Genomic DNA, 26570 nt, shown 5'->3' on the forward strand with positions numbered 1-26570 from the left:
ACCGAATCACCGTTCCGTCCGATTCGCCTGTGGCGATGGGCACTTCAGACCGCCCCCGGCCGTTCACCAAACGGCGGCCGGGGGCGGTACCGTTCGGTAGGGGGCGGGCCGCGTGCCCGCTGCCAGCGCCAATGGCCATGGAAGACGAGACGGAGTGGCACCGGATGCAGCATGCAGTGGGTTCTCCGCTGCCGCCGCCCCAGTCGGGGCACGGTTGGTCGCCGGCCGGACACCACCCGGGTGCGCACCACCCGGGCGGGAACCCGGGACCCGCCCCGCATCAGGGATCAGCCCCGCACCAGGGACCGGCTCCCGTACCCCCGCCGCCCCCGGCACCGGGCTTCGCACCCCCCGGGCCGGTCGCGCACACTCCGCCGCACACCCATGTCCCGCCGACACCCGAGACCACGGGCCATGTCCCGCTGCCGCCCGGCGGACCCGTCGGCATGCCGAGCGCCCCGCCCGCCGCCGCGACCCCCGACGCCGCGACCACGACCATCGCGGTGCTGCTCATCGGACCCGCCGGGGCCGGCAAGACCAGCGTCGCCAAGTACTGGGCGGACCACCGCCGCGTCCCCACGGCCCACATCAGCCTCGACGATGTCCGCGAATGGGTCCGCTCGGGCTTCGCCGACCCCCAGTCCGGCTGGAACGACAACTCCGAGGCCCAGTACCGCCTGGCCCGCCGGACCTGCGGCTTCGCCGCGCGCAACTTCCTGGCCAACGGAATCTCCTGCATCCTCGACGACGCGGTCTTCCCCGACCGCCCCGTCGTGGGCCTCGGCGGCTGGAAGCGCCATGTGGGCCCTGGCCTCCTGCCGGTCGTCCTGCTCCCCGGCCTGGAGATAGTCCTGGAGCGCAACGCCGAACGCTCGGGGAATCGCCGCCTCACCGACGAGGAGGTCGCCCGCATCCACGGCCGCATGGCGGGCTGGTACGGCTCGGGCCTGCCGATCATCGACAATTCCCAGCTGGACGTACCGCAGACGGCGAGGGTCCTGGACGACGTACTGGCCCGCTCGATCGCGAGCCCACCGAATTGGTGAGCACCGGGGACTGAGCCGACCTCGGGGGCGCGAGGCTGTATCGATGTGCGGCTCCGCCGCGTGGGCGCGGCCAACCCCGGCACCCAACCCCAGGTGGCACCCCCTCCTCCGAACGGCTCCCTTCCAACCGGCACAAAACAGACGAGCCTCCTACGCTCGACTCATGTCAGAGGTCTACGAGGCCCGCCGAACCCGCCTACGCGAACGCTGCCAAGCCGGCGGCAGCCACTCCGCGCTGGTCTCCCGCCCCGCCAACGTGCGCTACCTCGCGGGCGCGGCCCCCAACGGCGCCGCGCTCCTGCTCGGCAGGACCGAGGACCTGCTGGTCTGCTCGGGCCCACCGGAGGAACGGCCGGCCGAGGGCCGCCCCGACGAGGCGCTGCGCATCCACACCCTCCCCCGCGCCGGAGGCGACCCGGCGGTCGCCGCGGCCGACCTCGCGGCAGGGCAGGGCGCCGACGTGCTCGCCGTGGAGGAACATCACCTGACCGTGGCCCGCCACAGAGCCATCCGCTCGGTCGCCCCACAGCTCAGGCTCACCGACCTAGGCGGCGCGGTCGAGCAGCTCCGCGTGGTCAAGGACGAGGAGGAGATCTCCTGCCTGCGCATCGGCGCCGAGGTCGCCGACCAGGCCCTCGGTGAGCTCCTCGAATCCATCCTGGTCGGCCGCACCGAACGCCATCTCGCCCTGGAGCTCGAACGACGCCTCGTCGATCACGGCGCCGACGGCCCCGCCTTCCCCACCGCCGTCGCCACCGGCCCGAACGCCGGCCGACGTGCCCACCGGCCCACCGACCGCCGGGTCGAGGAGGGCGACTTCCTGTCCGTCTGCCTCGGGGCGACGTACCGTGGCTACCGCTGCGAGATCGGCCGTACCTTCGTCATCGGTACGTCCCCCGCCGACTGGCAGATCGAGCTGTACGACCTGGTCTTCGCCGCCCAGCGCGCCGGACGGGAGGCCCTGGCGCCCGGCGCCGCGTACCGTGATGTGGACCGTGCCGCACGCCAGGTGCTGGATTCCGCGGGGTATACGGAAGGCCTTTCGCCGCTGATGGGCCACGGTGTGGGACTCGAAATCGACGAGGACCCGCAGTTGGCCCCCACGGCCATGGGTAAACTGGACGCTTGCGTGCCGGTCACCGTCGAACCGGGGGTCCACCTCCCGGGCCGGGGCGGCGTCCGGATCGATGACACGCTCGTCGTTCGCCCCGAGGCGGACGGCGGACCCGAGCTACTCACCATCACGACCAAGGAGCTGCTCGCGCTTTAGGAAGTGCGTGCGCCGGGGTCGTCCACGTCAGTCCAGGAGATTCCGCAACCGTGGCTTCCACGAACGACCTCAAGAACGGCATGGTGCTCAAGCTCGACGGCGGCCAGCTGTGGTCCGTCGTCGAGTTCCAGCACGTCAAGCCCGGCAAGGGCCCGGCATTCGTGCGCACCAAGCTCAAGAACGTGCTCTCCGGGAAGGTCGTCGACAAGACCTTCAACGCCGGCGTGAAGGTCGAGACGGCCACCGTCGACAAGCGGGACATGCAGTTCTCCTACATGGACGGCGAGTACTTCGTCTTCATGGACATGGAGACCTACGACCAGCTCATGGTCGACCGCAAGGCCGTCGGTGACGCCGCCAACTTCCTCATCGAGGGCTTCATGGCCACCGTCGCGCAGCACGAGGGCGAGGTGCTCTTCGTCGAGCTGCCGGCCGCCGTCGAGCTGGTCATCCAGGAGACCGAGCCGGGCGTCCAGGGCGACCGCTCCACCGGTGGCACCAAGCCCGCCACCCTGGAGACCGGTCACCAGATCCAGGTCCCGCTCTTCATCACCACCGGTGAGAAGATCAAGGTCGACACCCGCACGAGCGACTACCTCGGCCGGGTGAACAGCTAAATTGGCCGCCCGCAACACGGCCCGCAAGCGCGCCTTCCAGATCCTCTTCGAGGGCGACCAGCGCGGCGCCGATGTCCTGACGGTCCTCGCGGACTGGGTCCGGCTCTCCCGGACCGACACCCGGCAGCCGCCGGTGAGCGAGTACACGATGCAGCTCGTCGAGGGCTACGCGGCACACGCGCGGCGCATCGACGAGCTGATCGCCCAGTACGCCGTCGGCTGGACGCTCGACCGGATGCCGGTCGTGGACCGCAACATCCTGCGCCTCGGCGCGTATGAGCTGATCTGGGTCGACGAGACGCCGGACGCCGTCGTGCTGGACGAGATGGTGCAGCTGGCCAAGGAGTTCTCCACGGACGAGTCGCCCTCGTTCGTCAACGGCCTGCTCGGCCGCCTCAAGGAGCTGAAGCCCTCGCTGCGCCGGGACGAGGCGTAAGGGTTTCCGAAGACGTGGGAGGGCCCGCAGCATCGCGCTGCGGGCCCTCCCGCGTCTTCCTGTGCCCGGGGGTGCCCCTGGGGTCTCCGGAGGCGGTAGAACGCCGCCGGGGTGGCCGCAACCCGATAGGTTTCGGCCACCCCGGCGGTACGTTTCTGCTCAGCCGTGGAGCGTTCAGCCCTCGTCGGCGTGGGAGACCGCGCGGCGCGCGTCCGCGTCCAGGACGCCCCAGCTGATCAGCTGCTCGGTCAGGACCGAGGGGGACTGGTCGTAGATGACGGCGAGTGTGCGCAGGTCGTCCTGGCGGATCGAGAGCACCTTGCCGTTGTAGTCACCGCGCTGCGACTGGATGGTCGCGGCGTAGCGCTGCAGGGGGCCCGCCTTCTCGGCCGGCACATGAGCCAGTCGCTCCAGGTCCAGGACCAGCTTCGGCGGCGGCTCGGCGGCCCCGCCCGGCGTGGTGCCCGGCAGCAGCTCCTGCACCGGCACGCCGTAGAAATCCGCCAACTCGGCGAGGCGCTGCACGGTCACGGCACGGTCACCGCGCTCGTACGAACCGACCACGACGGCCTTCCAGCGTCCCTGGGACTTCTCCTCGACACCGTGGAGGGAAAGGCCCTGCTGGGTGCGGATGGCCCGGAGTTTGGCCCCGAGCTGTTTGGCGTATTCGCTGGACATATAGCTCCCCGGACACTGTGTCGACGCGACCTGGCTTGGGTTCCATGCCGCGCGGTTGGTAACTCACTGTGAGGTTACGCAGCGTTACTCTGGCGCGTCAAGCCGAATGGTCCACACCGACGCTTCCGTGCTATCGGTGGCCGATTGAGCCAAGGGGGTGATGAGGCGCGCCGCGGCGGCCTGCTACCGTGTATGGCGCAAACCAGACGTCCTTTAAGGTCCGTCCCGTGAGGCGGAGAAGGAGGTCCTTTTCGTATGGACAGGCAGCAGGACACGCAAGCGTCCGACGCCAGGCCCGTTCTCGAAGGCCCTGACATCGCGCGGGTGTTGACCCGCATCGCCCATGAGATCGTCGAGCGCGCCAAGGGCGCCGACGACGTGGTGCTCCTCGGCATCCCCACCCGAGGCGTCTTCCTCGCCCAGCGGCTCGCCGCCAAGCTCGAGGAGATCACCGAGCGCAAGATCTCGCTGGGCTCGCTCGACATCACCATGTACCGCGACGACCTGCGCATGCACCCGCCGCGTGCGCTGGCCCGCACCGAGATCCCCGGTGACGGCATCGACGGCCGCCTCGTCATCCTCGTGGACGACGTCCTGTTCTCCGGCCGCACCATCCGCGCCGCCCTGGACGCCCTGAACGACATCGGGCGCCCGCGCGCGGTCCAGCTCGCGGTCCTCGTCGACCGGGGCCATCGCGAACTGCCCATCCGCGCCGACTACGTCGGCAAGAACATCCCCACGTCGCTGCGGGAGACGGTCAAGGTCATGCTCGCCGAGGAGGACGGTCGCGACACCGTGCTGCTCGGCGCCAAGCAGACCTCCCAGTAGCACCCACGGCGTGCGGCTGATGCCGTACGCCCGCTCAGTGCGCCCTCGCGCGCACCCGTCTGCCCCATATCTCCCGTTCTTCCGAATGAACTGCCTTACGGAGCCTGACAGATGCAGCGTCATCTCATCTCGGCCGCCGACCTCACCCGCGACGACGCCGTCCTGATCCTCGACACCGCCGAGGAGATGGCCCGGGTCGCCGACCGGCCGATCAAGAAGTTGCCGACCCTGCGCGGCCGCACCGTGGTGAACCTCTTCTTCGAGGACTCCACGCGCACGCGTATCTCCTTCGAGGCCGCCGAGAAGCGGCTGTCCGCGGACGTCATCAACTTCACCGCCAAGGGGTCGAGCGTCTCCAAGGGCGAGTCCCTGAAGGACACCGCCCAGACCCTGGAGGCCATGGGCGTCGACGCCGTGGTCATCCGGCACGGCGCCTCCGGAGCCCCGTACCGCCTCGCCAACTCCGGCTGGATCGACGCGGCCGTCATCAACGCCGGCGACGGCACCCACCAGCACCCCACCCAGGCCCTGTTGGACGCCTTCACCATGCGGCGGCGCCTGGTCGGGCGGGACGCCGGGATAGGGCAGGACCTGGCAGGCAAGCGCATCACGATCGTCGGCGACATCCTGCACGGGCGGGTCGCCCGCTCCAACGTCGACCTGCTGCACACCCTCGGCGCCGAGGTCACGCTGGTCGCCCCGCCCACCCTGGTGCCGGTCGGCGTCGAGACCTGGCCCTGCGAGGTGTCGTACGACCTCGACAGCACGCTTCCGAAGTCCGACGCGGTGATGATGCTGCGCGTGCAGCGCGAGCGGATGAACGCCGCGTTCTTCCCGACCGAGCGCGAGTACTCGCGGCGCTACGGCCTCGACGCCGACCGCATGGCGCGGATGCCCGAGCACGCCATCGTGATGCACCCCGGCCCGATGGTCCGCGGCATGGAGATCACCGCCGAGGTCGCCGACTCGGACCGCTGCACCGCCATCGAGCAGGTCGCAAACGGAGTCTCCATCCGGATGGCGGTTCTGTACTTGCTGCTGGGTGGCAACGAACCCGCCGTCAGCCACACCCGTATCGAGGAGAAGTAAGAGACATGAGCAAGATCCTGATCCGTGGTGCGAAGGTGCTCGGCGGCGAGCCGCAGGACGTGCTGATCGATGGTGAGGTCATCGAGGCCGTCGGTACGGGACTCTCCGACGAGGGCGCCCAGGTCGTCGAGGCCGCCGGCAAGGTGCTGCTGCCGGGCCTGGTCGACCTGCACACCCATCTGCGCGAGCCCGGCCGCGAGGACTCCGAGACCGTGCTGACCGGCACCCGCGCGGCGGCCTCCGGCGGCTTCACGGCCGTGTTCGCCATGGCCAACACCTTCCCGGTCGCCGACACCGCCGGAGTGGTCGAGCAGGTCTACCGGCTCGGCCAGGAGCACGGCTACTGCGATGTGCAGCCCATCGGCGCCGTCACCGTCGGCCTGGAGGGCAAGAAGCTCGCCGAGCTGGGCGCCATGCACGAGTCGGCCGCCGGTGTCACCGTGTTCTCCGACGACGGCAAGTGCGTCGACGACGCCGTGATCATGCGCCGCGCCCTGGAGTACGTGAAGGCCTTCGGCGGGGTCGTCGCCCAGCACGCCCAGGAGCCGCGGCTGACGGAGGGCGCCCAGATGAACGAGGGCGTCGTCTCCGCCGAGCTGGGCCTCGGCGGCTGGCCCGCGGTTGCCGAGGAATCGATCATCGCCCGGGACGTCCTGCTCGCCGAGCACGTCGGCTCCCGCGTCCACATCTGCCACCTCTCGACGGCGGGCTCGGTCGAGATCGTGCGCTGGGCCAAGTCCCGCGGCATCGACGTCACCGCCGAGGTCACCCCGCACCACCTGCTCCTCACCGACGAACTGGTGCGCAGCTACAACCCGGTCTACAAGGTCAACCCGCCGCTGCGCACCGAGCGCGATGTCATGGCGCTGCGCGAGGCCCTCGCCGACGGCACGATCGACATCGTCGCCACCGACCACGCCCCGCACCCGCACGAGGACAAGGACTGCGAGTGGGCCGCCGCCGCCATGGGGATGGTGGGCCTGGAGACCGCGTTGTCAGTGGTGCAGCAGACCATGGTGGACACCGGGCTCCTCACCTGGGCCGGGGTCGCCGAGCGCATGTCCGCCAAGCCCGCGCAGATCGGGCGGGCGACGGGGCACGGCCGTCCCGTCTCGGCTGGTGAGCCCGCCAACCTCACGCTCGTCGACACGGAATACCGTGGGTCCGTGGACCCCGCGGGCTTCGCCTCGCGCAGCCGCAACACTCCGTACGAGGGGCGTGAGCTGCCGGGCCGTGTCACGCACACGTGGCTCCGGGGCAAGGCCACGCTCGTCGACGGGAAGCTCACGTGACACCCCTTTTGACCATTGCCGCAGACCAGAAGTCGGCCGAGGTGACCGACTGGGCCGCCCGCGTCGGCTGGGTCGTCGGACTCGCCCTCTTCATCGCGCTCGTCTACTGGCTGATGCGCGAAGGCTGGAAGTGGCGCGGCACCCTCCAGGGCGACCTGCCCGAGCTGCCCAGCGCGCCGGACGACCCCGGCCCGGCGAGACTGAGCATGAGCGGCCGCTACCACGGCTCGACCACCGCGGGTCAGTGGCTGGACCGCATCGTGGCGCACGGCCTCGGCACCCGCAGCCGGGTCGAGCTCACCCTGACGGACGCGGGACTGGACGTCGTACGCCCCGGTGCGACCGACTTCTTCGTCCCGGCCGAGCGGCTGCGCGAGGCCCGGCTCGACAAGGGCATCGCAGGCAAGGTCCTCACCGAGGGCGGACTGCTCGTGGTGACCTGGGCGCACGGCGAGCGGCTGATCGACTCCGGGTTCCGCTCGGACCACGCGGCCGAGCACAACGAGTGGGTCGACGTCATTAACTCCATGATCGACAACTCCATGATCGACACCAACAGCACGGAAGGCGCCGAACGATGACGACCTCCACAAGGGGAGCCGACAAGGTTCCCGCGGTACTCGTCCTGGAGGACGGCCGGATCTTCCGCGGCCGCGCCTACGGGGCCGTGGGGGTGACCTTCGGCGAGGCCGTGTTCTCCACCGGCATGACCGGCTACCAGGAGACCCTCACCGACCCGTCGTACCACCGCCAGGTCGTTGTGATGACCGCCCCGCACGTCGGCAACACCGGCGTCAACGACGAGGACCCCGAGAGCAAGCGGATCTGGGTCGCCGGCTACGTCGTGCGCGACCCCGCGCGCGTGCCGTCCAACTGGCGCGCCAAGCGTTCGCTGGACGACGAACTGCGCCACCAGGGTGTCGTCGGGATCTCCGGCATCGACACCCGCGCGCTCACCCGCCATCTGCGTGAGCGCGGCGCCATGCGCGTGGGCATCTTCTCCGGCAACGCCCTGCCCGACGAGGGCACCATGCTCGCCGAGGTCCGCCAGGCCCCCGAGATGAAGGGCGCCGACCTCTCCGCCGAGGTCGCCACCAAGGAGGCGTACGTCGTCCCGGCGATCGGCGAGAAGAAGTTCACCGTCGCCGCCATCGACCTCGGCATCAAGGGCATGACCCCGCACCGCATGGCCGAGCGCGGCATCGAGGTGCATGTGCTGCCGGCCACGGCGACCGCCGAGGACGTGTACGCCGTCAACCCCGACGGCGTGTTCTTCTCCAACGGCCCCGGCGACCCGGCCACCGCCGACCACCCGGTCTCCGTCATGCAGGCGGTGCTGGAACGTGGCACCCCGCTGTTCGGCATCTGCTTCGGCAACCAGATCCTGGGGCGCGCCCTGGGCTTCGGCACCTACAAGCTGAAGTACGGCCACCGCGGCATCAACCAGCCGGTCCAGGACCGTACGACCGGCAAGGTCGAGGTCACCGCGCACAACCACGGCTTCGCCGTGGACGCCCCGACCGACAAGGTCTCCGACACGCCGTACGGCCGCGTCGAGGTCTCCCACGTCTGCCTCAACGACAACGTGGTGGAGGGCCTCCGCCTCCTCGACAAGCCGGCCTTCAGCGTCCAGTACCACCCCGAAGCGGCAGCGGGCCCGCACGACGCGGCCTACCTGTTCGACCGCTTCACCTCTTTGATGAGCACAGTTCCGATGGAGGGCCAGCGTGCCTAAGCGCACCGATATCCAGTCCGTCCTGGTCATCGGCTCCGGCCCGATCGTCATCGGCCAGGCCGCCGAGTTCGACTACTCCGGCACGCAGGCCTGCCGGGTCCTGAAGTCCGAGGGCCTGCGCGTCATCCTCGTGAACTCCAACCCGGCGACGATCATGACCGACCCGGAGATCGCCGACGCCACCTACGTCGAGCCGATCACCCCCGAGTTCGTCGAGAAGATCATCGCCAAGGAGCGGCCCGACACGCTGCTGCCCACCCTGGGCGGCCAGACGGCCCTGAACACCGCGATCTCGCTGCACGAGGCGGGCACGCTGGAGAAGTACGGCGTCGAACTGATCGGCGCCAATGTCGAGGCCATCAACAAGGGCGAGGACCGCGACCTCTTCAAGGAGGTCGTCGAGGCCGTCCGCGCCAAGATCGGGCACGGCGAGTCCGCCCGCTCGGTCATCTGCCACTCCATGGACGACGTCCTCGCGGGCGTCGAGACGCTCGGCGGCTACCCGGTCGTCGTCCGCCCGTCCTTCACCATGGGCGGTGCCGGCTCCGGCTTCGCGCACGACGAGGAGGAGCTGCGCCGCATCGCCGGGCAGGGCCTCACGCTCTCGCCGACCACCGAGGTGCTCCTGGAGGAGTCCATCCTCGGCTGGAAGGAGTACGAGCTGGAGCTGATGCGCGACAAGCACGACAACGTCGTGGTCGTCTGCTCCATCGAGAACTTCGACCCCATGGGCGTGCACACCGGCGACTCCATCACCGTCGCGCCCGCGATGACGCTCACCGACCGCGAGTACCAGATCCTGCGGGACATCGGCATCGCCGTGATCCGCGAGGTCGGCGTCGACACCGGCGGCTGCAACATCCAGTTCGCGGTGAACCCCGAGGACGGTCGTGTGATCGTCATCGAGATGAACCCGCGCGTGTCGCGTTCGTCGGCCCTGGCCTCCAAGGCGACCGGCTTCCCGATCGCCAAGATCGCCGCCAAGCTGGCCGTCGGCTACAGCCTCGACGAGATCCCGAACGACATCACACGGGAGACCCCGGCCTCCTTCGAGCCGACGCTCGACTACGTGGTCGTCAAGGCCCCCCGGTTCGCCTTCGAGAAGTTCCCGCAGGCCGACTCCACGCTGACGACGACCATGAAGTCGGTCGGCGAGGCCATGGCCATCGGCCGCAACTTCACCGAGGCCTTCCAGAAGGCATTGCGCTCGCTGGAGAAGAAGGGCAGCCAGTTCACCTTCGTGGGCGAGCCCGGCGACAAGGTTCTTCTCCTCGAAGAGGCGGTCCGCCCGACCGACGGCCGGATCAACGCCGTCATGCAGGCCATCCGCGCGGGCGCCACCCAGGAGGAGGTCTTCGAGTACACGAAGATCGACCCCTGGTTCGTCGACCAGCTCTTCCTGATCAAGGAGACCGCCGACGAGATCGCCGAGGCCCCGAAGCTCACCCCCGAGCTGCTCGCCGAGGCCAAGCGGCACGGCTTCTCCGACCAGCAGATCGCCGAGATCCGCGGCCTGCGCGAGGACGTCGTGCGCGAGGTGCGGCACGCGCTCGGCATCCGCCCGGTCTACAAGACGGTCGACACCTGCGCCGCCGAGTTCGCCGCGCAGACGCCGTACTTCTACTCGTCCTACGACGAGGAGACGGAGGTCGCGCCGCGTGAGAAGCCGGCCGTCATCATCCTGGGCTCCGGGCCCAACCGCATCGGCCAGGGCATCGAGTTCGACTACTCCTGCGTCCACGCCTCCTTCGCGCTGAGCGACGCCGGGTACGAGACCGTGATGGTCAACTGCAACCCGGAGACCGTCTCCACGGACTACGACACCTCCGACCGCCTGTACTTCGAGCCGCTGACGCTGGAAGACGTGCTGGAGATCGTCCACGCCGAGCAGCAGGCCGGCCCGGTGGCGGGCGTCATCGTGCAACTCGGCGGCCAGACCCCGCTGGGCCTGTCGCAGGCGCTCAAGGACAACGGCGTGCCGATCGTCGGCACCTCCCCGGAGGCCATCCACGCCGCCGAGGACCGGGGCGCCTTCGGCCGCGTCCTCGCCGAGGCGGGCCTGCCCGCCCCCAAGCACGGCACCGCGACCACCTTCGCCGGCGCCAAGGCCATCGCCGACGAGATCGGCTACCCGGTCCTCGTACGGCCCTCGTACGTCCTCGGCGGGCGCGGCATGGAGATCGTCTACGACGAGACCCGGCTGGAGTCCTACATCGCCGAGTCGACCGAGATCAGCCCTTCCCGGCCGGTCCTCGTCGACCGCTTCCTCGACGACGCCATCGAGATCGACGTCGACGCGCTCTACGACGGCACCGAGCTCTACCTCGGCGGCGTCATGGAGCACATCGAGGAGGCCGGCATCCACTCCGGCGACTCGGCGTGCGCGCTGCCCCCGATCACCCTTGGCGGCTTCGACATCAAGCGCCTGCGGGCGTCCACGGAGGCCATCGCGCGCGGCGTCGGTGTACGCGGCCTCATCAACATCCAGTTCGCGATGGCCGGCGACATCCTGTACGTCCTGGAGGCCAACCCCCGCGCGTCCCGCACCGTCCCCTTCACCTCGAAGGCGACCGCGGTGCCGCTGGCTAAGGCCGCCGCCCGGATCTCGCTGGGCGCGACCATCGCCGAACTGCGGACGGAAGGGCTCCTTCCGGCGACCGGCGACGGCGGTGAACTGCCGCTCGACGCGCCGATCTCCGTCAAGGAGGCCGTCATGCCGTGGACGCGCTTCCGCGACATCCACGGCCGTGGCGTCGACACCGTCCTCGGCCCGGAGATGCGCTCCACCGGCGAGGTCATGGGCATCGACTCCGTCTTCGGCACGGCGTACGCCAAGTCGCAGGCGGGCGCCTACGGCCCGCTGCCCACCAAGGGCCGCGCCTTCATCTCCGTCGCCAACCGCGACAAGAGGTCGATGATCTTCCCCGCGCGCGAACTGGTCGCGCACGGCTTCGAGCTGCTCGCCACGTCCGGCACGGCCGAGGTCCTCAAGCGCAACGGCATAAACGCCACCGTCGTGCGCAAGCAGTCCGAGGGCACGGGACCGAACGGCGAGCGCACCATCGTCCAGCTCATCCACGACGGCGAGGTCGACCTCATCGTCAACACCCCGTACGGCACCGGCGGCCGCCTCGACGGCTATGACATCCGTACGGCGGCCGTGGCGCGCTCCGTGCCCTGTCTGACGACGGTCCAGGCGCTCGCCGCCGCCGTCCAGGGCATCGACGCCCTCAACCACGGTGATGTGGGCGTGCGTTCGCTCCAGGAACACGCAGAGCATCTGACCGCGGCCCGCGACTAGCAGCCCCGAGGGGGACACCGGAGACGGTGTCCCCCTCATTCATGAGGCCTCATGAGGACACAGTGATGTACAAGATTTTCTTCCGTCTGGTGTTCAAGCGGATGGACCCGGAGCAGGCCCACCACCTGGCCTTCCGCTGGATCCGGCTCGCCGCCCGCATCCCGGTGCTGCGCACGTTCGTCGCCGCCGCGCTCGCGCCCCGCTTCAAGGAGCTGCGCACGGAGGCCTTCGGGCTGCGCATGCACGGCCCCTTCGGGCTCGCCGCCGGCTTCGACAAGAACGCCGTCGCGATCGACGGGATGTCGATGCTGGGCTTCGACCACGTCGAGATCGGCACGGTGACCGGGGAAGCGCAGCCGGGCAACCCCAAGAAGCGGCTGTTCCGGCTCGTGCCGGACCGCGCGCTCATCAACCGCATGGGCTTCAACAACGAGGGCTCACTGGCCGTGGCGGCCCGCCTGGCGTCCCGTGAGCCGGTCTTCAGGACCGTCGTGGGCGTCAACATCGGCAAGACCAAGGTCGTCCCCGAGGAGGAGGCCGTCGGCGACTACGTGAAGTCGACCGAGCGGCTGGCGCCGTACGCCGACTACCTGGTCGTGAACGTCTCCTCGCCCAACACGCCCGGCCTGCGCAACCTCCAGGCCACAGAGGCCCTGCGACCGCTCCTGAGCGCCGTCCGCGAGGCCGCCGACCGCACCGTCACGACCCGCCGCGTCCCGCTCCTGGTGAAGATCGCGCCGGACCTCGCCGACGAGGACGTGGACGCCGTCGCCGACCTGGCCGTGGAGCTGGGTCTGGACGGGATCATCGCCACGAACACCACCATCGCGCGCGAGGGGCTCGGTCTGGAATCCGAACCCTCCCTGGTCGGGGAGACCGGCGGTCTCTCCGGCGCCCCGCTGAAGGCACGCTCCCTGGAGGTGCTGAGGCGTCTCTACGCGCGGGTGGGCGACCGCATCACACTCGTGGGCGTCGGCGGTATCGAGAACGCCGAGGACGCCTGGCAGCGCATCCTCGCCGGTGCCACGCTCGTACAGGGATACAGCGCGTTCATCTACGAGGGGCCCTTCTGGGGCCGAGCCATCCACAAGGGCCTCGCCGCGCGCCTGCGCACCAGCCCGTACGCCACCCTCGCCGACGCGGTCGGCGCCGACGTGAGGAAGACGGCATGACTGAGTCCTTCGGCGCACGCCTGCGCCACTCCATGGACGAGCGCGGCCCCCTCTGTGTCGGCATCGACCCGCATGCCTCCCTGCTCGCCGAATGGGGCCTGAACGACGACGTGGCGGGCCTGGAGCGGTTCAGCCGTACCGTCGTGGAGGCGATGGCCGACCGGGTCGCCGTGCTCAAGCCGCAGAGCGCGTTCTTCGAGCGCTTCGGATCGCGCGGCGTCGCCGTGCTGGAGAGGTCGGTCATGGAGGCGCGGGCGGCCGGTGCGCTGGTCGTGATGGACGCCAAGCGCGGCGACATCGGCTCGACCATGGCTGCGTACGCCGAGTCCTTCCTGCACAAGGACTCCCCGCTGTTCTCCGACGCGCTGACGGTCTCGCCGTACCTCGGCTACGGCTCGCTCTCGCCGGCCGTCGCACTGGCCCGGGAGAGCGGCAGCGGCCTGTTCGTGCTCGCGCTGACCTCGAACCCCGAGGGCGGCGAGGTGCAGCACGCGATCCGCGCGGACGGTCGCAACGTCGGCGCGACGATGCTGGCGCACCTGGCGGCCGAGAACGAGGGGGACGAGCCCCTGGGCTCCTTCGGGGCGGTCGTCGGCGCCACACTGGGCGATCTGTCGACGTACGACCTCTCGATCAACGGCCCGCTCCTCGCCCCCGGGATCGGGGCCCAGGGCGCCACGCCGGCGGATCTGCCGCGCGTCTTCGGTGCCGCGGTCCGCAATGTGGTCCCGAACGTCAGCCGGGGTGTGCTGCGGCACGGACCCGATGTCGTCGCGCTGCGTGAGGCCGCGTCACGCTTCGCCGATGAGATCACCGGCGCTGTGTCGGGTGGCTGACCGCCGTCAGAGGTGTTCGAGCCGGTCGCGGGAGTCCTCCGATGAGTGGCCCGCGGCCGACTTGAGTCTGAATACATCCTCAAATCCAGGGCATTATGTCCTAAATGTCCGGCCTGACGGAGGCTGACCAGGACTTTTCCGCTGTTCTCGCTGACTCTGGCGGACTTGCCCGCTAGTCTCCGACGCAGAGTGAACGGGCAAGCGTGTTGCTCGTGGCTCACCAGGTGTGGGGCGACTAGGTTCCTCACCGGTCCGTATCCGACAGTTCGACATCCGAGGTGACGTAGGCGTGGCTCTTCCGCCCCTTACCCCTGAACAGCGCGCAGCCGCGCTCGAAAAGGCCGCCGCGGCTCGCCGGGAGCGGGCCGAGGTCAAGAATCGACTCAAGCACTCCGGCGCCTCCCTGCATGAGGTCATCAAGCAGGGCCAGGAGAACGACGTCATCGGCAAGATGAAGGTCTCCGCCCTGCTTGAGTCCCTGCCGGGCGTGGGCAAGGTCCGCGCCAAGCAGATCATGGAGCGACTCGGCATCTCCGAGAGCCGCCGCGTGCGTGGCCTCGGCTCGAACCAGATCGCCTCCCTGGAGCGTGAGTTCGGCAGCACCGGCTCCTGACTCCCGGCACTTGCGGCAGGGAGTCCCGGGCACTCCGGGATAGCTGGAATAATCGCTGCATGAGTGAACGTCCGCGGCTGACCGTGCTCTCCGGCCCCTCCGGGGTCGGCAAGAGCACGGTCGTCGCCCATATGCGCAAGGAACACCCCGAGGTCTGGCTCTCGGTGTCGGCGACGACCCGCAAGCCCCGCCCCGGCGAGAAGCACGGTGTCCACTATTTCTTCGTCACCGACGACGAGATGGACAAGCTGATCGCCAACGGGGAGCTGCTGGAGTGGGCCGAGTTCGCCGGCAACCGCTACGGCACGCCGCGTGCGGCCGTGCTGGAGCGGCTGGAGGCGGGTGAGCCCGTCCTGCTGGAGATCGACCTCCAGGGTGCGCGGCAGGTCCGCGAGTCCATGGCCGAGGCCCAGCTGGTGTTCCTGGCCCCTCCCTCCTGGGAGGAGCTCGTGCGCAGACTCACCGGACGTGGCACCGAGGCGCCCGAGGTGATCGAGCGCCGGCTGGACGCGGCGAAGGTCGAGCTCGCGGCCGAGCCGGAGTTCGACATGACCTTGGTCAACACCTCCGTCGAGGACGTGGCGCGTGAGCTGCTAGCCTTGGTGGACGTTGTGTGATCGTGCCTGATCGACTGATCGTCCAAAGGCTTGACCATTCACACTGAATCTTTCCCATCCATCGGAAGGTAGAGCGTGTCCTCTTCCATCTCCGCGCCCGAGGGCATCATCAACCCGCCGATCGACGAGCTCCTCGAGGCCACCGACTCGAAGTACAGCCTCGTGATCTACGCGGCCAAGCGTGCCCGCCAGATCAACGCGTACTACTCGCAGCTCGGCGAGGGCCTCCTCGAGTACGTCGGTCCGCTCGTCGACACCCACGTGCACGAGAAGCCGCTCTCGATCGCCCTGCGCGAGATCAACGCGGGTCTGCTGACGTCCGAGGCCGTCGAGGGCCCGGCGCAGTAAGTACGATTTACAGCTTGCAGCTGACTTTTCCACAGGCCCGGCAGGCCGACTGCCGGGCCTGTGGTGTGTAGTGGAGTCGTGCGCTGATCCCTGGCGCACATGAGCCGATTCCGGGGAGAGACGGTGGACAAACCGAAGGTCGTTCTGGGGGTCAGCGGTGGCATCGCCGCATACAAGGCCTGTGAGCTGCTGCGCAGACTCACGGAGTCCGGACATGACGTCCGGGTCGTGCCCACCGCCTCCGCGCTGCACTTCGTCGGCGCCGCCACCTGGTCCGCCCTCTCCGGCAACCCCGTCTCGACCGAGGTCTGGGACGACGTCCACGAGGTACCGCACGTCCGCATCGGTCAGCACGCCGACCTGGTGATCGTCGCCCCCGCCACGGCCGACACCCTCGCCAAGGCCGCGCACGGCCTCGCCGACGACCTGCTGACCAACACCCTGCTCACCGCCCGCTGCCCGGTCGTCTTCGCCCCCGCCATGCACACCGAGATGTGGGAGCACCCGGCCACCCAGGAGAACGTGGCGACACTGCGCCGGCGCGGCGCGGTCGTCATCGAGCCCGCCGTCGGCCGGCTCACCGGCGTGGACACCGGCAAGGGCCGGCTGCCCGACCCGGCCGAGATCTTCGAGGTCTGCCGCCGCGTGCTGGCCCGCGGCGTCACCGAGCCCGACCTCAAGGGGCGGCATGTCGTCGTCAGCGCCGGCGGCACCCGCGAGCCCCTCGACCCGGTCCGCTTCCTCGGCAACCGCTCCTCCGGCAAGCAGGGGTACGCCCTCGCCCGCACCGCCGCCGCCCGCGGCGCCCGTGTGACGCTGATCGCGGCCAACACCGGGCTGCCCGACCCGGCGGGCGTCGACGTCGTCCCGGTCGGCACGGCCGTACAGCTGCGGGAGGCCGTCCTCAAGGCGTCCTCGGACGCCGACGCGGTGGTGATGGCGGCCGCGGTCGCCGACTTCCGCCCCGCGACCTACGCCGCCGGAAAGATCAAGAAGAAGGACGGGGAGGACCCGGAGCCCATCGTCCTGGTGCGGAATCCGGACATCCTCGCGGAGATCTCGACCGACCGCGCCCGCCCCGGCCAGGTGATCGTCGGCTTCGCCGCCGAGACCGACGACGTCCTGGCCAACGGCCGTAAGAAGCTGGAGCGCAAGGGCTGCGACCTCCTCGTGGTCAACGAGGTGGGGGAGCGCAAGACCTTCGGCTCGGAGGAGAACGAGGCGGTCGTCCTGGGCGCCGACGGCAGCGAGACACCGATACCGCACGGCCCCAAGGAAGCCCTGGCCGAAACCGTGTGGGACCTGGTGGCGCCACGGTTGGGGTGAAATGTTCGATGCTCTCGGGCATCTCTGGTGGCTTCCTCGATTCGGGTGTGGCATGCCTGGTCAAGGGTGTGTGACATTGGGCAGAATGCCCGTGCCGCAGGTCACAGCCCTTCCGAGAGACGAGACAAGGGGGTCCGTGACCGAGCACGACAGATAAACTGTCCTCGGACGACGCCGGGCGCAGCCCCCGTCCCGTCCGCCAATGATCAGCCAGCAGCCGCTGCAACCACAGGGAGCGTTGTGTCCCGTCGCCTGTTCACCTCGGAGTCCGTGACCGAGGGTCACCCCGACAAGATCGCTGACCAGATCAGCGACACCATTCTCGACGCGCTTCTGCGCGAGGACCCGAGTTCCCGGGTCGCCGTCGAGACCCTGATCACGACCGGTCTGGTGCATGTGGCCGGAGAGGTCACGACCAAGACGTACGCGGACATCGCGACGCTGGTCCGCAACAAGATCCTCGAGATCGGCTACGACTCCTCGAAGAAGGGCTTCGACGGCGCCTCCTGCGGCGTGTCCGTCTCGATCGGCTCACAGTCGCCCGACATCGCACAGGGCGTGGACACGGCGTACGAGACCCGCGTCGAGGGCGACGAGGACGAGCTGGACCGCCAGGGCGCCGGTGACCAAGGCCTGATGTTCGGCTACGCGACGGACGAGACCCCGACGCTGATGCCGCTGCCGATCTTCCTGGCGCACCGCCTGTCCAAGCGCCTCTCCGAGGTCCGCAAGAACGGCACCATCCCCTACCTGCGCCCCGACGGCAAGACGCAGGTCACCATCGAGTACGACGGTGACAAGGCGGTCCGTCTGGACACGGTGGTCGTCTCCTCGCAGCACGCCTCCGACATCGACCTCGACTCGCTCCTCGCCCCCGACATCCGGGAGTTCGTGGTCGAGCCGGAGCTGAAGGCGCTCCTCGACGACGGCATCAAGCTGGACACCGAGAACTACCGCCTCCTGGTCAACCCCACCGGCCGCTTCGAGATCGGCGGTCCGATGGGTGACGCGGGCCTGACCGGCCGGAAGATCATCATCGACACGTACGGCGGCATGGCCCGCCACGGCGGTGGCGCGTTCTCCGGCAAGGACCCGTCCAAGGTGGACCGTTCCGCGGCCTACGCGATGCGCTGGGTCGCCAAGAACGTCGTCGCGGCCGGCCTGGCCTCCCGTTGCGAGGTCCAGGTGGCCTACGCGATCGGCAAGGCCGAGCCGGTCGGCCTGTTCGTCGAGACCTTCGGCACGGAAAAGATCGACACCGAGAAGATCGAGAAGGCCATCGACGAGGTCTTCGACCTGCGCCCGGCCGCGATCATCCGCGACCTGGACCTGCTCCGCCCGATCTACGCCCAGACGGCCGCCTACGGTCACTTCGGCCGTGAGCTGCCGGAGTTCACCTGGGAGCGGACGGACCGGGTGGAGGCGCTGCGGAAGGCTGCGGGGCAGTAGCAGTCGGCCCACTCGCCTGTACGAGGCCCGGCGTCCCTTCGGGACGCCGGGCTTCGGCGTGTCCGGGGTGCGCGGGGGAACCCGGGTGGGCGTCGGTTGTCAGTGGGGTTTGGTAAGAATGCAAGCGTGAGCAGCGGGAACGGGCAGTCGGGTGGTGGGGCCGAGGGGGCGCCGCCCGAGCAGCTTGCGCTCATTCGGGAGAGTGTGCGCAAGGCCGATGTGCCCCGGGCCAAGCCGCGGACGTGGCGGGGGGCCGCGCTGGCCAAGGAGCTGCCCGTGGCCCGGGTGCTGGTCGACAAAGGTGTGCTGCATCTCGACCGGTACTTCGACTATGCCGTGCCGGAGGAGCTGGACGCGGACGCACAGCCCGGGGTGCGGGTGCGGGTGCGGTTCGGGGCCGGGCGGCATCGGGTGCGGGACGGGCGGCGTGAGGGCGGGGGGCTGATCGACGGGTTCCTTGTCGAGCGGGTCGCCGAGTCCGACTACGCCGGGCCGCTGGCGGCGCTCGCGCAGGTCGTGTCGCCCGAGCGGGTGCTGAGCGAGGAGCTTTTGGGGCTGGCTCGGGCCGTCGCCGATCGGTATGCCGGCGGGCTTGCCGATGTGCTGCAGCTGGCCGTGCCGCCGCGTAGTGCGCGGGCCGAGCAGAAGCCTTCACCGGAGCCGCTCGCGGCGCCCGGCCGGCCCGAGGTGGGGTCCTGGGGGCGGTATGAGCGAGGGGCCGGTTTCCTGGAGGCGCTGGCCTCCGGGGGTGCGCCGAGGGCCGTGTGGAACGCGCTGCCCGGGCCCGAGTGGAGTGAGGAGCTCGCCCGGGCCGTCGTCGCGACGCTGGCCTCCGGGCGGGGGGCGCTGGTCGTGCTGCCGGACGGGCGGGCCGTCGCTCGCGTGGATGCCGCCCTGACCGCGCTCATGGGCAAGGGACGGCATGCGGTGCTGACCGCCGACGCCGGGCCCGAGAAGCGGTACCGGGAGTGGCTCGCGGTGCGGCGGGGGAGCGTACGGGCCGTCGTGGGCACCCGGGCCGCCATGTTCGCGCCGGTGCGGGATCTCGGGCTGGTCGCCCTCTGGGACGACGGCGACGACAGCCACAGCGAGCTGCATGCCCCGCAGCCCCATGCACGTGAGGTGTTGTTGCTCCGTGCCGCGCAGGACAAGTGCGGCTTTCTGCTGGGGAGTTGGAGCTGCACCGTCGAGGCGGCCCAGCTCGTGGAGAGCGGTTGGGCCCGGCCGCTCGTCGCCGGGCGGGAGCAGGTACGGGGCGCGGCTCCGCTCGTACGGACGGTGGGGGACGGCGATCTCGCGCGGGACGAGGCCGCGCGGGCCGCCCGCCTGCCGAGCCTTGCCTGGCAGGTGGTGCGGGAGGGGTTGCGGCACGGGCCGGTGCTCGTGCAGGTGCCCCGGCGCGGATATGTGCCGCGGATGGCCTGCGCCAACTGCCGTGCGCCCGCTCGATGCCGGCACTGCTCCGGGCCGCTGGAGGCGCAGGGCTCCGGCGCCGATCTGCGGTGCGGATGGTGCGGGCGCGAGGAGGGCGCCTGGCACTGCCCGGAGTGCGGAGGGTTCCGGCTGCGGGCCCAGGTGGTGGGGGCCCGGCGGACGGCCGAGGAGCTGGGGCGGGCCTTCCCCGCGGTTCCGGTGCGGACCTCCGGGCGTGAGCATGTGCTGGACACCGTGCCGGGCACACCCTCGCTGGTCGTGACCACGCCCGGCGCCGAACCCGTCGCCGAGGGCGGCTATGCGGCCGCGTTGCTGCTGGACGGCTGGGCGATGCTCGGGCGGCCCGATCTGCGGGCGGGCGAGGACGCGCTGCGGCGGTGGATGGCAGCCGCGTCGCTGGTGCGGCCGCAGGGCGCCGGGGGGACCGTGGTCGTCCTCGCCGAGCCCACGCTGCGGCCCGTGCAGGCACTGGTGCGATGGGATCCCGTCGGGCACGCGGTGCGAGAGCTCTCCGAGCGGGCCGAGCTTGGGTTTCCGCCGGTGTCCCGGATGGCCGCGGTGGCCGGGCCCGGGGACGCGCTCGCCGAGTTCCTCCGTACGGCCGAACTGCCGCCGGAGGCCGAGGTGCTGGGGCCGGTGCCGGTCCCCGTCACCGCGGTGGGGCGGCCTCGACGGGTGGGGGCACCACCGCCCGGGGAGCAGTGGGACCGGGTGCTGATTCGCGTTCCGCCGGGGAGCGGGGCGGCGTTGGCCGCCGCGTTGAAGGTCGCGCAGGCGGCTCGGATGGCTCGCGGGGGCGTAGAGGCGGCCGTGGTTCGGGTTCGGATCGATCCGCCCGACATCGGGTGAGCGGTGCGGAGGTGCCGTGAGGTGCGGTCGGTCGCAGGGAGCCGGCCGGGCTGATCCGGTGAGGGCCCGGCAGAGCTCTGCCCTCCCGCGTGCGCTTCGGGAGGGCAGAGTAAGGGGGCATCAGCCGTTGCGAGGGCCGGGGAATGCCGTGGGCCTGGCCTCGTCGCGGAGGCCGGGGCTGCCTGCCGTCGGCTGCGTCGGCATCGAGCGTGCCGCGGGGACCGTCGGGACCGTGGGCAGAGCGGTGGTGACATTGACCGTCCGGGTGCCCGAAGGCTCGGTCGTGCGCTCGGCCTCGGCCGCGGCCTGGGTGGCGGCGCGGCGTGCGCCGTAGCGACGGTGCACCGCCTGCTTGGTGACGCCGAGTGCGGAACCCACCGCGTCCCAGGAGAAACCGAGTGAGCGGTCGAAGTCCACGGCTGCCGTGACCAGGGTTTCGACACTGTCCCGCAGCTCCTGGGCGAGACGGACCGTCGGGGCGGGGGCGCGTCCGTAGACGACGAAGCCCGTGGAGGGGCCGGAGCGGCGCGGGCGGTAGACGTTGCCCAGTTGCGCGGTGAGTGTGCGCAGTGCGTCCACCTGCCGGCGGACCCGCTCGATGTCCCGCACCAGCAAGTGCAGGCTTGCCCGAGCCTGGGCGTCGTGGGTTGCGTGGTCGGCCATGAACAAGCCTCTCGAACCGGCGTTGAAGGAGAGGGCCGCGAGTACGGCGGGTGCGGCCCGTTGTGGTCAACTCTTTCTTGACCAACGCGGGAGCGCTCCGCGGGTCACGCTGTGGGGGCGTGTGGGCATATGCCTACGCCCCTGGCGAGGGTGTACGCCTTGGTCCTCGGCCTCGGTGCCTGTCCCACCCGCGCACGAGAAAATACTCCGACGTGAGCCCCCGGCCCCGTCCCCAATAGACTTGTGTGCTGCCCAACCAACCCCGCCCGAGAGGCCCGTGCCCACCCATGAAGCTTGTCTTCGCCGGTACCCCCGAGGTCGCCGTTCCCGCTCTGGACGCTCTCATCGCCTCCGGGCGGCATGACGTGGCCGCCGTCGTCACGCGGCCCGACGCGCCGGCCGGGCGTGGGCGCAGGCTGGTGGCGAGCCCGGTGGCCGAGCGGGCGGAGGAGGCCGGGATCGAGGTGCTGAAGCCGGCCAAGCCGCGCGACCCCGAGTTCCTGGAGCGGCTGCGGGAGATCGCCCCGGACTGCTGCCCCGTCGTCGCCTACGGCGCCCTGCTGCCGCGCGTCGCCCTCGACGTGCCGGCCCACGGCTGGGTCAACCTGCACTTCTCGCTGCTGCCGGCCTGGCGCGGGGCGGCGCCCGTGCAGCACTCCATCATGGCGGGCGACGAGATCACCGGGGCCTCCACCTTCCTCATCGAGGAGGGGCTGGACTCCGGGCCCGTCTACGGCACCGTCACCGAGGCGATCCGGTCCACCGACACCAGCGGCGACCTGCTGACGCGGCTCGCCTTCGCCGGCGCCGGGCTGCTCGCGGCGACCATGGACGGCATCGAGGACGGCACGCTGAAGGCCGTACCGCAGCCGGCCGAGGGGATCACGCTGGCCCCGAAGGTCAATGTCGAGGACGCACACATCGACTGGAGCGCCCCTTCGCTGCGGGTCGACCGGGTGGTGCGCGGATGCACCCCGGCGCCGGGTGCCTGGACCGCCTTCCGTGGTGAGCGGCTCAAGCTGATCCAGGTGCAGCCGGTTCCGGGGCGGGACGATCTCGCCCCCGGTGCGCTGTCCGTGGGGAAGAACAACGTGTTTGTCGGGACCGGGTCGTACGCCGTCGAGCTGCTGTGGGTGCAGGCGCAGGGGAAGAAGCCGATGCGGGCCGCGGACTGGGCGCGGGGCGTGCGGATCGGGGACGGGGAGAGCCTCGGGGCGTGACCGGCCGTACGCCGGGGAGGTGGGTGCGACGTAGGCTGGTCGTACATCTCATCCAGTAATCCGGAGCACCTTTTCGTGAGCGACACCTCCCGTCGGCCCCGCAGGACCGGCAAGCCCTACCGTCGGCCCCAGAAGGACCCCGTCCGCATCCTCGCCTTCGACGCGCTGCGTGCCGTGGACGAGCGGGACGCGTACGCCAATCTCGTGCTGCCGCCGCTGCTGCGGAAGGCGCGGGAGAAGGGCGACTTCGACGGGCGGGACGCGGCGCTCGCGACCGAGCTGGTGTACGGGACGCTGCGGCGGCAGGGGACGTACGACGCGATCATCGCCGCGTGTGTGGACCGGCCGTTGCGGGAGGTCGACCCGCCCGTGCTGGATGTGCTCAGCCTGGGTGTGCATCAGTTGCTGGGGACTCGGATCCCCACGCATGCCGCGGTGTCGGCGTCCGTCGAGCTGGCGCGGGTCGTGCTGGGCGACGGGCGGGCCAAGTTCGTCAACGCCGTGCTGCGCAAGGTCGCTCAGGACGATCTCGACGGGTGGATCCAGCGGGTCGCGCCGCCGTACGAGGAGGACGCGGAGGATCATCTCGCCGTCGTGCACTCGCATCCCCGCTGGGTCGTCTCCGCGTTGTGGGATTCGCTGGGCGGGGGCCGTGCCGGGATCGAGGCGTTGCTGGCGGCCGACAACGAGCGGCCTGAGGTGACGCTGGTCGCGCGGCCGGGGCGGGCCACGACCGAGGAACTGCTCGGTGAGGAGGCCGCGGTGGCCGGGCGTTGGTCGCCGTATGCCGTGCGGCTCGCCGAGGGCGGGGAGCCGGGGGCGATCGAGGCCGTGCGGGACGGGCGGGCGGGAGTGCAGGACGAGGGGAGTCAGTTGGTCGCCCTCGCGCTGGCCAACGCTCCGCTCGACGGGAGCGATGAGCGGTGGCTCGACGGGTGTGCCGGGCCTGGAGGGAAGGCCGCGCTGCTCGGTGCGCTCGCCGCCGAGCGGGGGGCCGTGCTGCTGGCCTCCGAGAAGCAGCCGCACCGGGCGGGGCTGGTGGCCAAGGCGCTGGCCGGGAATCCGGGGCCGTATCAGGTCATCGCCGCTGATGGGACCCGGCCGCCGTGGCGGGGCGGGATTTTCGACCGGGTGCTGATGGATGTGCCCTGCACGGGGCTTGGCGCGTTGCGGCGGCGGCCGGAGGCTCGGTGGCGGCGGCGGCCGGAGGACCTGGAGGGGTTCGCTCCGCTTCAGCGGGCGTTGTTGCGCAGTGCGCTGGAGTCCGTGCGGGTGGGGGGTGTCGTCGGGTACGCCACGTGCTCGCCGCATCTCGCCGAGACGCGGGCCGTCGTGGACGACGTGATGAAGGAGCGGGGCAGCGAGGTCGAGTTGATCGACGCGCGTCCACTGCTGCCTGGGGTGACGGAGTTGGGGGAGGGGCCTGATGTACAGCTGTGGCCTCATGTGCATGGGACGGACGCGATGTATCTGGCGTTGATTCGGCGGGTGGGCTGAGCTCCCCCAGGGTCATGGGGTGAGGCCTCCCACGGTCATGGGATGAGCCCTCACAGGGCCTTGTCCTCGACCGCCGGACGGACCGCGGGGTGCTCCTCCTCCCGCGACAGCCGGTGGGGCCACCAGACCTTCGGTCCCACGTCCAGGAACAGCGAGGTCACCAGGACCGAGCGGACGATGAACGTGTCCAGGAGCACGCCCAGAGCCACCGCGAAGCCGATCTCGGCGAAGGCGACCATGGGGAGGGTGCCGAGGGCGGCGAAGGTGCCGGCGAGGACCAGGCCGGCGGAGGTGATGACGGCGCCGGTGGCGGCGAGGCCCGTGATGACGCCCTGGCGGGTGCCCTGGTGGGCGGCCTCCTCGCGGATGCGGGTGGTCAGGAAGATGTTGTAGTCGATGCCCAGGGCCACCAGGAAGACGAAGACGAAGAGCGGGAAGTCGGTCGACTCGCCCGCGTAGTCGAACAGGTGGCGGAAGGCCAGGGCACTGATGCCGAGGGCCGCCGCGAAGGACAGGATCACCGTTCCTATCAGTAGCAGTGGGGCGATCAGGGCCCGGAGCAGGCCGGCGAGGATCATCATCACCACGATCAGGACCAGTGGGATGATCAAGAAGTTGTCGTGGGTCGTCGCCTTGTCCATGTCCAGGAGGGCAGCCGTGCCGCCGCCCACCTGGGCGTCGGCGTCGGGTACCGCGTGGACGGCGTCCCGTACGCGTTCGACGGTCTGCTTCGCCGCCTCGCTGTCCGCCGGCGCCGTCATCGTCGCCTCGAAGAGCACCCTGCCCTCGTAGAGCGGTTTGGTGCCCGGGGGCAGGCCCAGGGATTCCGGAACGACGCCCTCGGTGTCGGCGACGGCACGGCCCACCTGCTGGGCCTGCGCCTGGTTGCTGACGATGACCAGGGGGTCGCCGCTGCCGGCCGGGAAGTACTGCTCGGAGATCTCCTGGCCGGTGATGGAGTCGGGTTTGTCGGTGAAGGCGTCGGCGTTGCTCAGGCCCTCCGCGCGCAGCTGGATCAGGCCCAGGGAGCAGATCGCGAGGACCGCGGCCGTGATGGCCCAGGTCGTGCGGGGGCGGCGGGCGATGCCGTGGCCCATGCGGGCCCAGACGCCGCGCTCGTGTGGGTTCTCCGCGCCGAGGTGCGGGATCACCGGCCAGAAGATCCAGCGGCCGACGATCACGAGGAGGGCGGGGAAGAGGGTCACCATCGCCAGGAGGCCCACCGCCACGCCGATCGCCGCCACCGGGCCCAGGCCGCTCGTCGAGTTCATCTCCGCCGCAAGGAGCACCAGCATGCTCAGCACGACCGTGGCGCCCGAGGCCAGTACCGCGGGGCCCGCGCGATGCAGGGCCAGGGCCATCGCCTCGTGGCGGTCCTCGTGACGGCGCAGTTCCTCCCGGTAGCGGGCGACGAGCAGCAGGGCGTAGTCCGTTCCCGCGCCGAAGACGAGGACCGTGAGGATGCCGGCGCTCTGGCCGTTGACCGTGAGGCCCGCGTGTTCCGCGAGGAGATAGATGAAGGCCTGCGCCGTGAAGAGGGCGACGATCACGGCTACCAGGGGGATCAGAATCAGGGTGGGACTGCGGTAGGTGATCAGGAGCATGACGATGACGACCGCCATCGCCGACAGCAGGAGGGTGGAGTCGATGCCCTCGAAGGCTTCCGAGAAGTCCGCCGATGTGCCACCGGGCCCCGTGACGTGCACGGCCAGCCCCGCGCCGCTCTCTCCGACGATGTCCCGGATCGAGTCGACCGCGGGTCCGATGCGCTCCCAGCCCTGCTCGTCCATCGTGATCGGAACCTGGACCTGGGCGGCGCGCGGGTCGACTTCCCGGTCGAAGACCGGCCCCCGGGTCTCCGCGCCCCGAATGCCGTGCTCCGTCAGCCGCTTGAGCTGGGCCACGTCCTCGGTGATCGCGGCCCGGTCCTGTGCCGTGAGGCCGCTGTCACGGGCGTAGATCACGACCGCGGGAATCTGTTCCGGCCTGAAGTTCTCGGACGTCTCCAGGACTTGGGTGGATTCCGCCGACCCCGGCAGCCACGAGGCCGCGTCGTTGTCCTGGGCGTCGGCCAGCTTCTGCGCGAGCGGTGCCGTCACGAACAGCACCACCAGCCACAGCGCGAGCACGACCCACTTGGCGCGTCGTCCGCAGACGAGATGCGCGATGCCCCGTGTCCCGTTCATGGCCACCCCCGTAGCCGGTTGGCCGCCAAGCGTGGCACGGGGGACCCCGGCGCGTAAGGGGCGCGGAA

At 70.6% G+C, this 26570-nt stretch carries 23 protein-coding genes; 20 read left to right on the forward strand and 3 right to left on the reverse strand.

Annotated features, from left to right (window positions below; translation table 11 throughout):
• Nucleotides 1-164 precede the first annotated feature (164 nt).
• The 4 genes from IE325_RS33790 (at nucleotide 165) to nusB (ending at nucleotide 3369) form a co-directional block, all read left to right on the forward strand.
• Nucleotides 165-1046, forward strand: coding sequence for a Pro-rich N-terminal domain-containing protein (locus IE325_RS33790; RefSeq protein WP_190073930.1), 882 nt, complete (start codon nucleotides 165-167; stop codon nucleotides 1044-1046).
• 163 nt (nucleotides 1047-1209) lie between these two features.
• Nucleotides 1210-2316, forward strand: a complete 1107-nt coding sequence (locus tag IE325_RS33795) for an aminopeptidase P family protein (protein WP_190073931.1) — start codon at nucleotides 1210-1212, stop codon at nucleotides 2314-2316.
• Nucleotides 2317-2366: 50 nt separating this feature from the next.
• Entirely contained in the window at nucleotides 2367-2933 is a 567-nt protein-coding gene (gene efp, locus IE325_RS33800; RefSeq protein WP_030947394.1) for an elongation factor P, read from the forward strand.
• A gap of 1 nt (nucleotide 2934) precedes the next feature.
• A complete protein-coding gene (nusB, locus tag IE325_RS33805; protein WP_190073932.1) occupies nucleotides 2935-3369 on the forward strand; it encodes a transcription antitermination factor NusB in 435 nt (144 codons plus the stop codon).
• Between the two features lie 174 nt (nucleotides 3370-3543).
• Here the strand turns inward: nusB and bldD are convergent, their stop codons facing one another.
• On the reverse strand, nucleotides 3544-4047 hold the full coding sequence (gene bldD / locus IE325_RS33810; RefSeq protein ID WP_007491469.1) for a transcriptional regulator BldD: 504 nt from the start codon (nucleotides 4045-4047) through the stop codon (nucleotides 3544-3546).
• A gap of 255 nt (nucleotides 4048-4302) precedes the next feature.
• Between bldD and pyrR the strand changes: the two genes are divergently transcribed.
• The 14 genes from pyrR to IE325_RS33880 all read left to right on the forward strand — a co-directional run bounded on the left by pyrR (nucleotide 4303) and on the right by IE325_RS33880 (nucleotide 20936).
• Nucleotides 4303-4875, forward strand: coding sequence for a bifunctional pyr operon transcriptional regulator/uracil phosphoribosyltransferase PyrR (gene pyrR, locus IE325_RS33815; RefSeq protein ID WP_190073933.1), 573 nt, complete (start codon nucleotides 4303-4305; stop codon nucleotides 4873-4875).
• Nucleotides 4876-4986: 111 nt separating this feature from the next.
• Complete coding sequence (locus tag IE325_RS33820; protein WP_190073934.1) at nucleotides 4987-5964, forward strand: aspartate carbamoyltransferase catalytic subunit; 978 nt, start codon at nucleotides 4987-4989, stop codon at nucleotides 5962-5964.
• Between the two features lie 5 nt (nucleotides 5965-5969).
• Nucleotides 5970-7256, forward strand: a complete 1287-nt coding sequence (locus IE325_RS33825; protein WP_190073935.1) for a dihydroorotase — start codon at nucleotides 5970-5972, stop codon at nucleotides 7254-7256.
• Nucleotides 7253-7837: a PH-like domain-containing protein gene (locus IE325_RS33830; RefSeq protein WP_190073936.1), complete on the forward strand. Its 585-nt coding sequence runs from the start codon at nucleotides 7253-7255 to the stop codon at nucleotides 7835-7837. The genes IE325_RS33825 and IE325_RS33830 overlap by 4 nt, the downstream gene beginning before the upstream one ends.
• A complete protein-coding gene (gene carA / locus IE325_RS33835) occupies nucleotides 7834-8991 on the forward strand; it encodes a glutamine-hydrolyzing carbamoyl-phosphate synthase small subunit (protein WP_190073937.1) in 1158 nt (385 codons plus the stop codon). Before IE325_RS33830 ends, carA begins: the two co-directional genes overlap by 4 nt.
• A complete protein-coding gene (gene carB / locus IE325_RS33840; protein ID WP_190073938.1) occupies nucleotides 8984-12292 on the forward strand; it encodes a carbamoyl-phosphate synthase large subunit in 3309 nt (1102 codons plus the stop codon). The genes carA and carB overlap by 8 nt, the downstream gene beginning before the upstream one ends.
• 65 nt (nucleotides 12293-12357) lie before the next feature.
• Nucleotides 12358-13464, forward strand: a complete 1107-nt coding sequence (locus tag IE325_RS33845; protein ID WP_190073939.1) for a quinone-dependent dihydroorotate dehydrogenase — start codon at nucleotides 12358-12360, stop codon at nucleotides 13462-13464.
• Nucleotides 13461-14300, forward strand: coding sequence for an orotidine-5'-phosphate decarboxylase (gene pyrF / locus IE325_RS33850; protein WP_190073940.1), 840 nt, complete (start codon nucleotides 13461-13463; stop codon nucleotides 14298-14300). The genes IE325_RS33845 and pyrF overlap by 4 nt, the downstream gene beginning before the upstream one ends.
• Before the next feature lie 289 nt (nucleotides 14301-14589).
• Nucleotides 14590-14913 (forward strand): integration host factor, encoded by a 324-nt coding sequence (locus IE325_RS33855; protein WP_003977346.1) that lies wholly within the window; start codon nucleotides 14590-14592, stop codon nucleotides 14911-14913.
• Nucleotides 14914-14972: 59 nt separating this feature from the next.
• A complete protein-coding gene (gene gmk / locus IE325_RS33860; RefSeq protein ID WP_190073941.1) occupies nucleotides 14973-15530 on the forward strand; it encodes a guanylate kinase in 558 nt (185 codons plus the stop codon).
• Nucleotides 15531-15605: 75 nt separating this feature from the next.
• Complete coding sequence (gene rpoZ / locus IE325_RS33865) at nucleotides 15606-15878, forward strand: DNA-directed RNA polymerase subunit omega (RefSeq protein WP_003988945.1); 273 nt, start codon at nucleotides 15606-15608, stop codon at nucleotides 15876-15878.
• A gap of 123 nt (nucleotides 15879-16001) precedes the next feature.
• Nucleotides 16002-17204, forward strand: a complete 1203-nt coding sequence (coaBC, locus tag IE325_RS33870; protein WP_190073942.1) for a bifunctional phosphopantothenoylcysteine decarboxylase/phosphopantothenate--cysteine ligase CoaBC — start codon at nucleotides 16002-16004, stop codon at nucleotides 17202-17204.
• 240 nt (nucleotides 17205-17444) lie between these two features.
• Nucleotides 17445-18653, forward strand: coding sequence for a methionine adenosyltransferase (metK, locus tag IE325_RS33875; protein ID WP_190073943.1), 1209 nt, complete (start codon nucleotides 17445-17447; stop codon nucleotides 18651-18653).
• Nucleotides 18654-18779: 126 nt separating this feature from the next.
• On the forward strand, nucleotides 18780-20936 hold the full coding sequence (locus IE325_RS33880; protein ID WP_190073944.1) for a primosomal protein N': 2157 nt from the start codon (nucleotides 18780-18782) through the stop codon (nucleotides 20934-20936).
• Nucleotides 20937-21056: 120 nt separating this feature from the next.
• Here the strand turns inward: IE325_RS33880 and IE325_RS33885 are convergent, their stop codons facing one another.
• Nucleotides 21057-21599, reverse strand: coding sequence for a hypothetical protein (locus IE325_RS33885; protein WP_190073945.1), 543 nt, complete (start codon nucleotides 21597-21599; stop codon nucleotides 21057-21059).
• A gap of 287 nt (nucleotides 21600-21886) precedes the next feature.
• On the opposite strand from IE325_RS33885, the gene fmt reads away from it, so the two are divergent.
• Both fmt and IE325_RS33895 read left to right on the forward strand, forming a co-directional pair.
• Complete coding sequence (gene fmt / locus IE325_RS33890; RefSeq protein ID WP_190073946.1) at nucleotides 21887-22819, forward strand: methionyl-tRNA formyltransferase; 933 nt, start codon at nucleotides 21887-21889, stop codon at nucleotides 22817-22819.
• 75 nt (nucleotides 22820-22894) lie between these two features.
• Entirely contained in the window at nucleotides 22895-24316 is a 1422-nt protein-coding gene (locus tag IE325_RS33895; RefSeq protein ID WP_190073947.1) for an RsmB/NOP family class I SAM-dependent RNA methyltransferase, read from the forward strand.
• Nucleotides 24317-24366: 50 nt separating this feature from the next.
• On the opposite strand, the gene IE325_RS33900 is transcribed toward IE325_RS33895, so the two are convergent.
• Nucleotides 24367-26502: an MMPL family transporter gene (locus tag IE325_RS33900; RefSeq protein ID WP_190073948.1), complete on the reverse strand. Its 2136-nt coding sequence runs from the start codon at nucleotides 26500-26502 to the stop codon at nucleotides 24367-24369.
• Between the last annotated feature and the right edge of the window lie 68 nt (nucleotides 26503-26570).

This window comes from Streptomyces lanatus (assembly GCF_014655715.1).
Taxonomy (GTDB): Bacteria; Actinomycetota; Actinomycetes; order Streptomycetales; family Streptomycetaceae; genus Streptomyces; species Streptomyces lanatus.

What these genes read in the sequence shown, in the direction of transcription:
- IE325_RS33790 (WP_190073930.1), top strand. Translation starts at nt 165, where the DNA reads ATGCAGCATGCAGTGGGTTCTCCGCTGCCGCCGCCCCAGTCGGGGCAC.
- IE325_RS33795 (WP_190073931.1), top strand. Translation starts at nt 1,210, where the DNA reads ATGTCAGAGGTCTACGAGGCCCGCCGAACCCGCCTACGCGAACGCTGC.
- bldD (WP_007491469.1), bottom strand. Translation starts at nt 4,047, where the DNA reads ATGTCCAGCGAATACGCCAAACAGCTCGGGGCCAAACTCCGGGCCATC.
- pyrR (WP_190073933.1), top strand. Translation starts at nt 4,303, where the DNA reads ATGGACAGGCAGCAGGACACGCAAGCGTCCGACGCCAGGCCCGTTCTC.
- IE325_RS33820 (WP_190073934.1), top strand. Translation starts at nt 4,987, where the DNA reads ATGCAGCGTCATCTCATCTCGGCCGCCGACCTCACCCGCGACGACGCC.
- IE325_RS33825 (WP_190073935.1), top strand. Translation starts at nt 5,970, where the DNA reads ATGAGCAAGATCCTGATCCGTGGTGCGAAGGTGCTCGGCGGCGAGCCG.
- carA (WP_190073937.1), top strand. Translation starts at nt 7,834, where the DNA reads ATGACGACCTCCACAAGGGGAGCCGACAAGGTTCCCGCGGTACTCGTC.
- IE325_RS33845 (WP_190073939.1), top strand. Translation starts at nt 12,358, where the DNA reads ATGTACAAGATTTTCTTCCGTCTGGTGTTCAAGCGGATGGACCCGGAG.
- pyrF (WP_190073940.1), top strand. Translation starts at nt 13,461, where the DNA reads ATGACTGAGTCCTTCGGCGCACGCCTGCGCCACTCCATGGACGAGCGC.
- gmk (WP_190073941.1), top strand. Translation starts at nt 14,973, where the DNA reads ATGAGTGAACGTCCGCGGCTGACCGTGCTCTCCGGCCCCTCCGGGGTC.
- IE325_RS33885 (WP_190073945.1), bottom strand. Translation starts at nt 21,599, where the DNA reads ATGGCCGACCACGCAACCCACGACGCCCAGGCTCGGGCAAGCCTGCAC.
- fmt (WP_190073946.1), top strand. Translation starts at nt 21,887, where the DNA reads ATGAAGCTTGTCTTCGCCGGTACCCCCGAGGTCGCCGTTCCCGCTCTG.
- IE325_RS33900 (WP_190073948.1), bottom strand. Translation starts at nt 26,502, where the DNA reads ATGAACGGGACACGGGGCATCGCGCATCTCGTCTGCGGACGACGCGCC.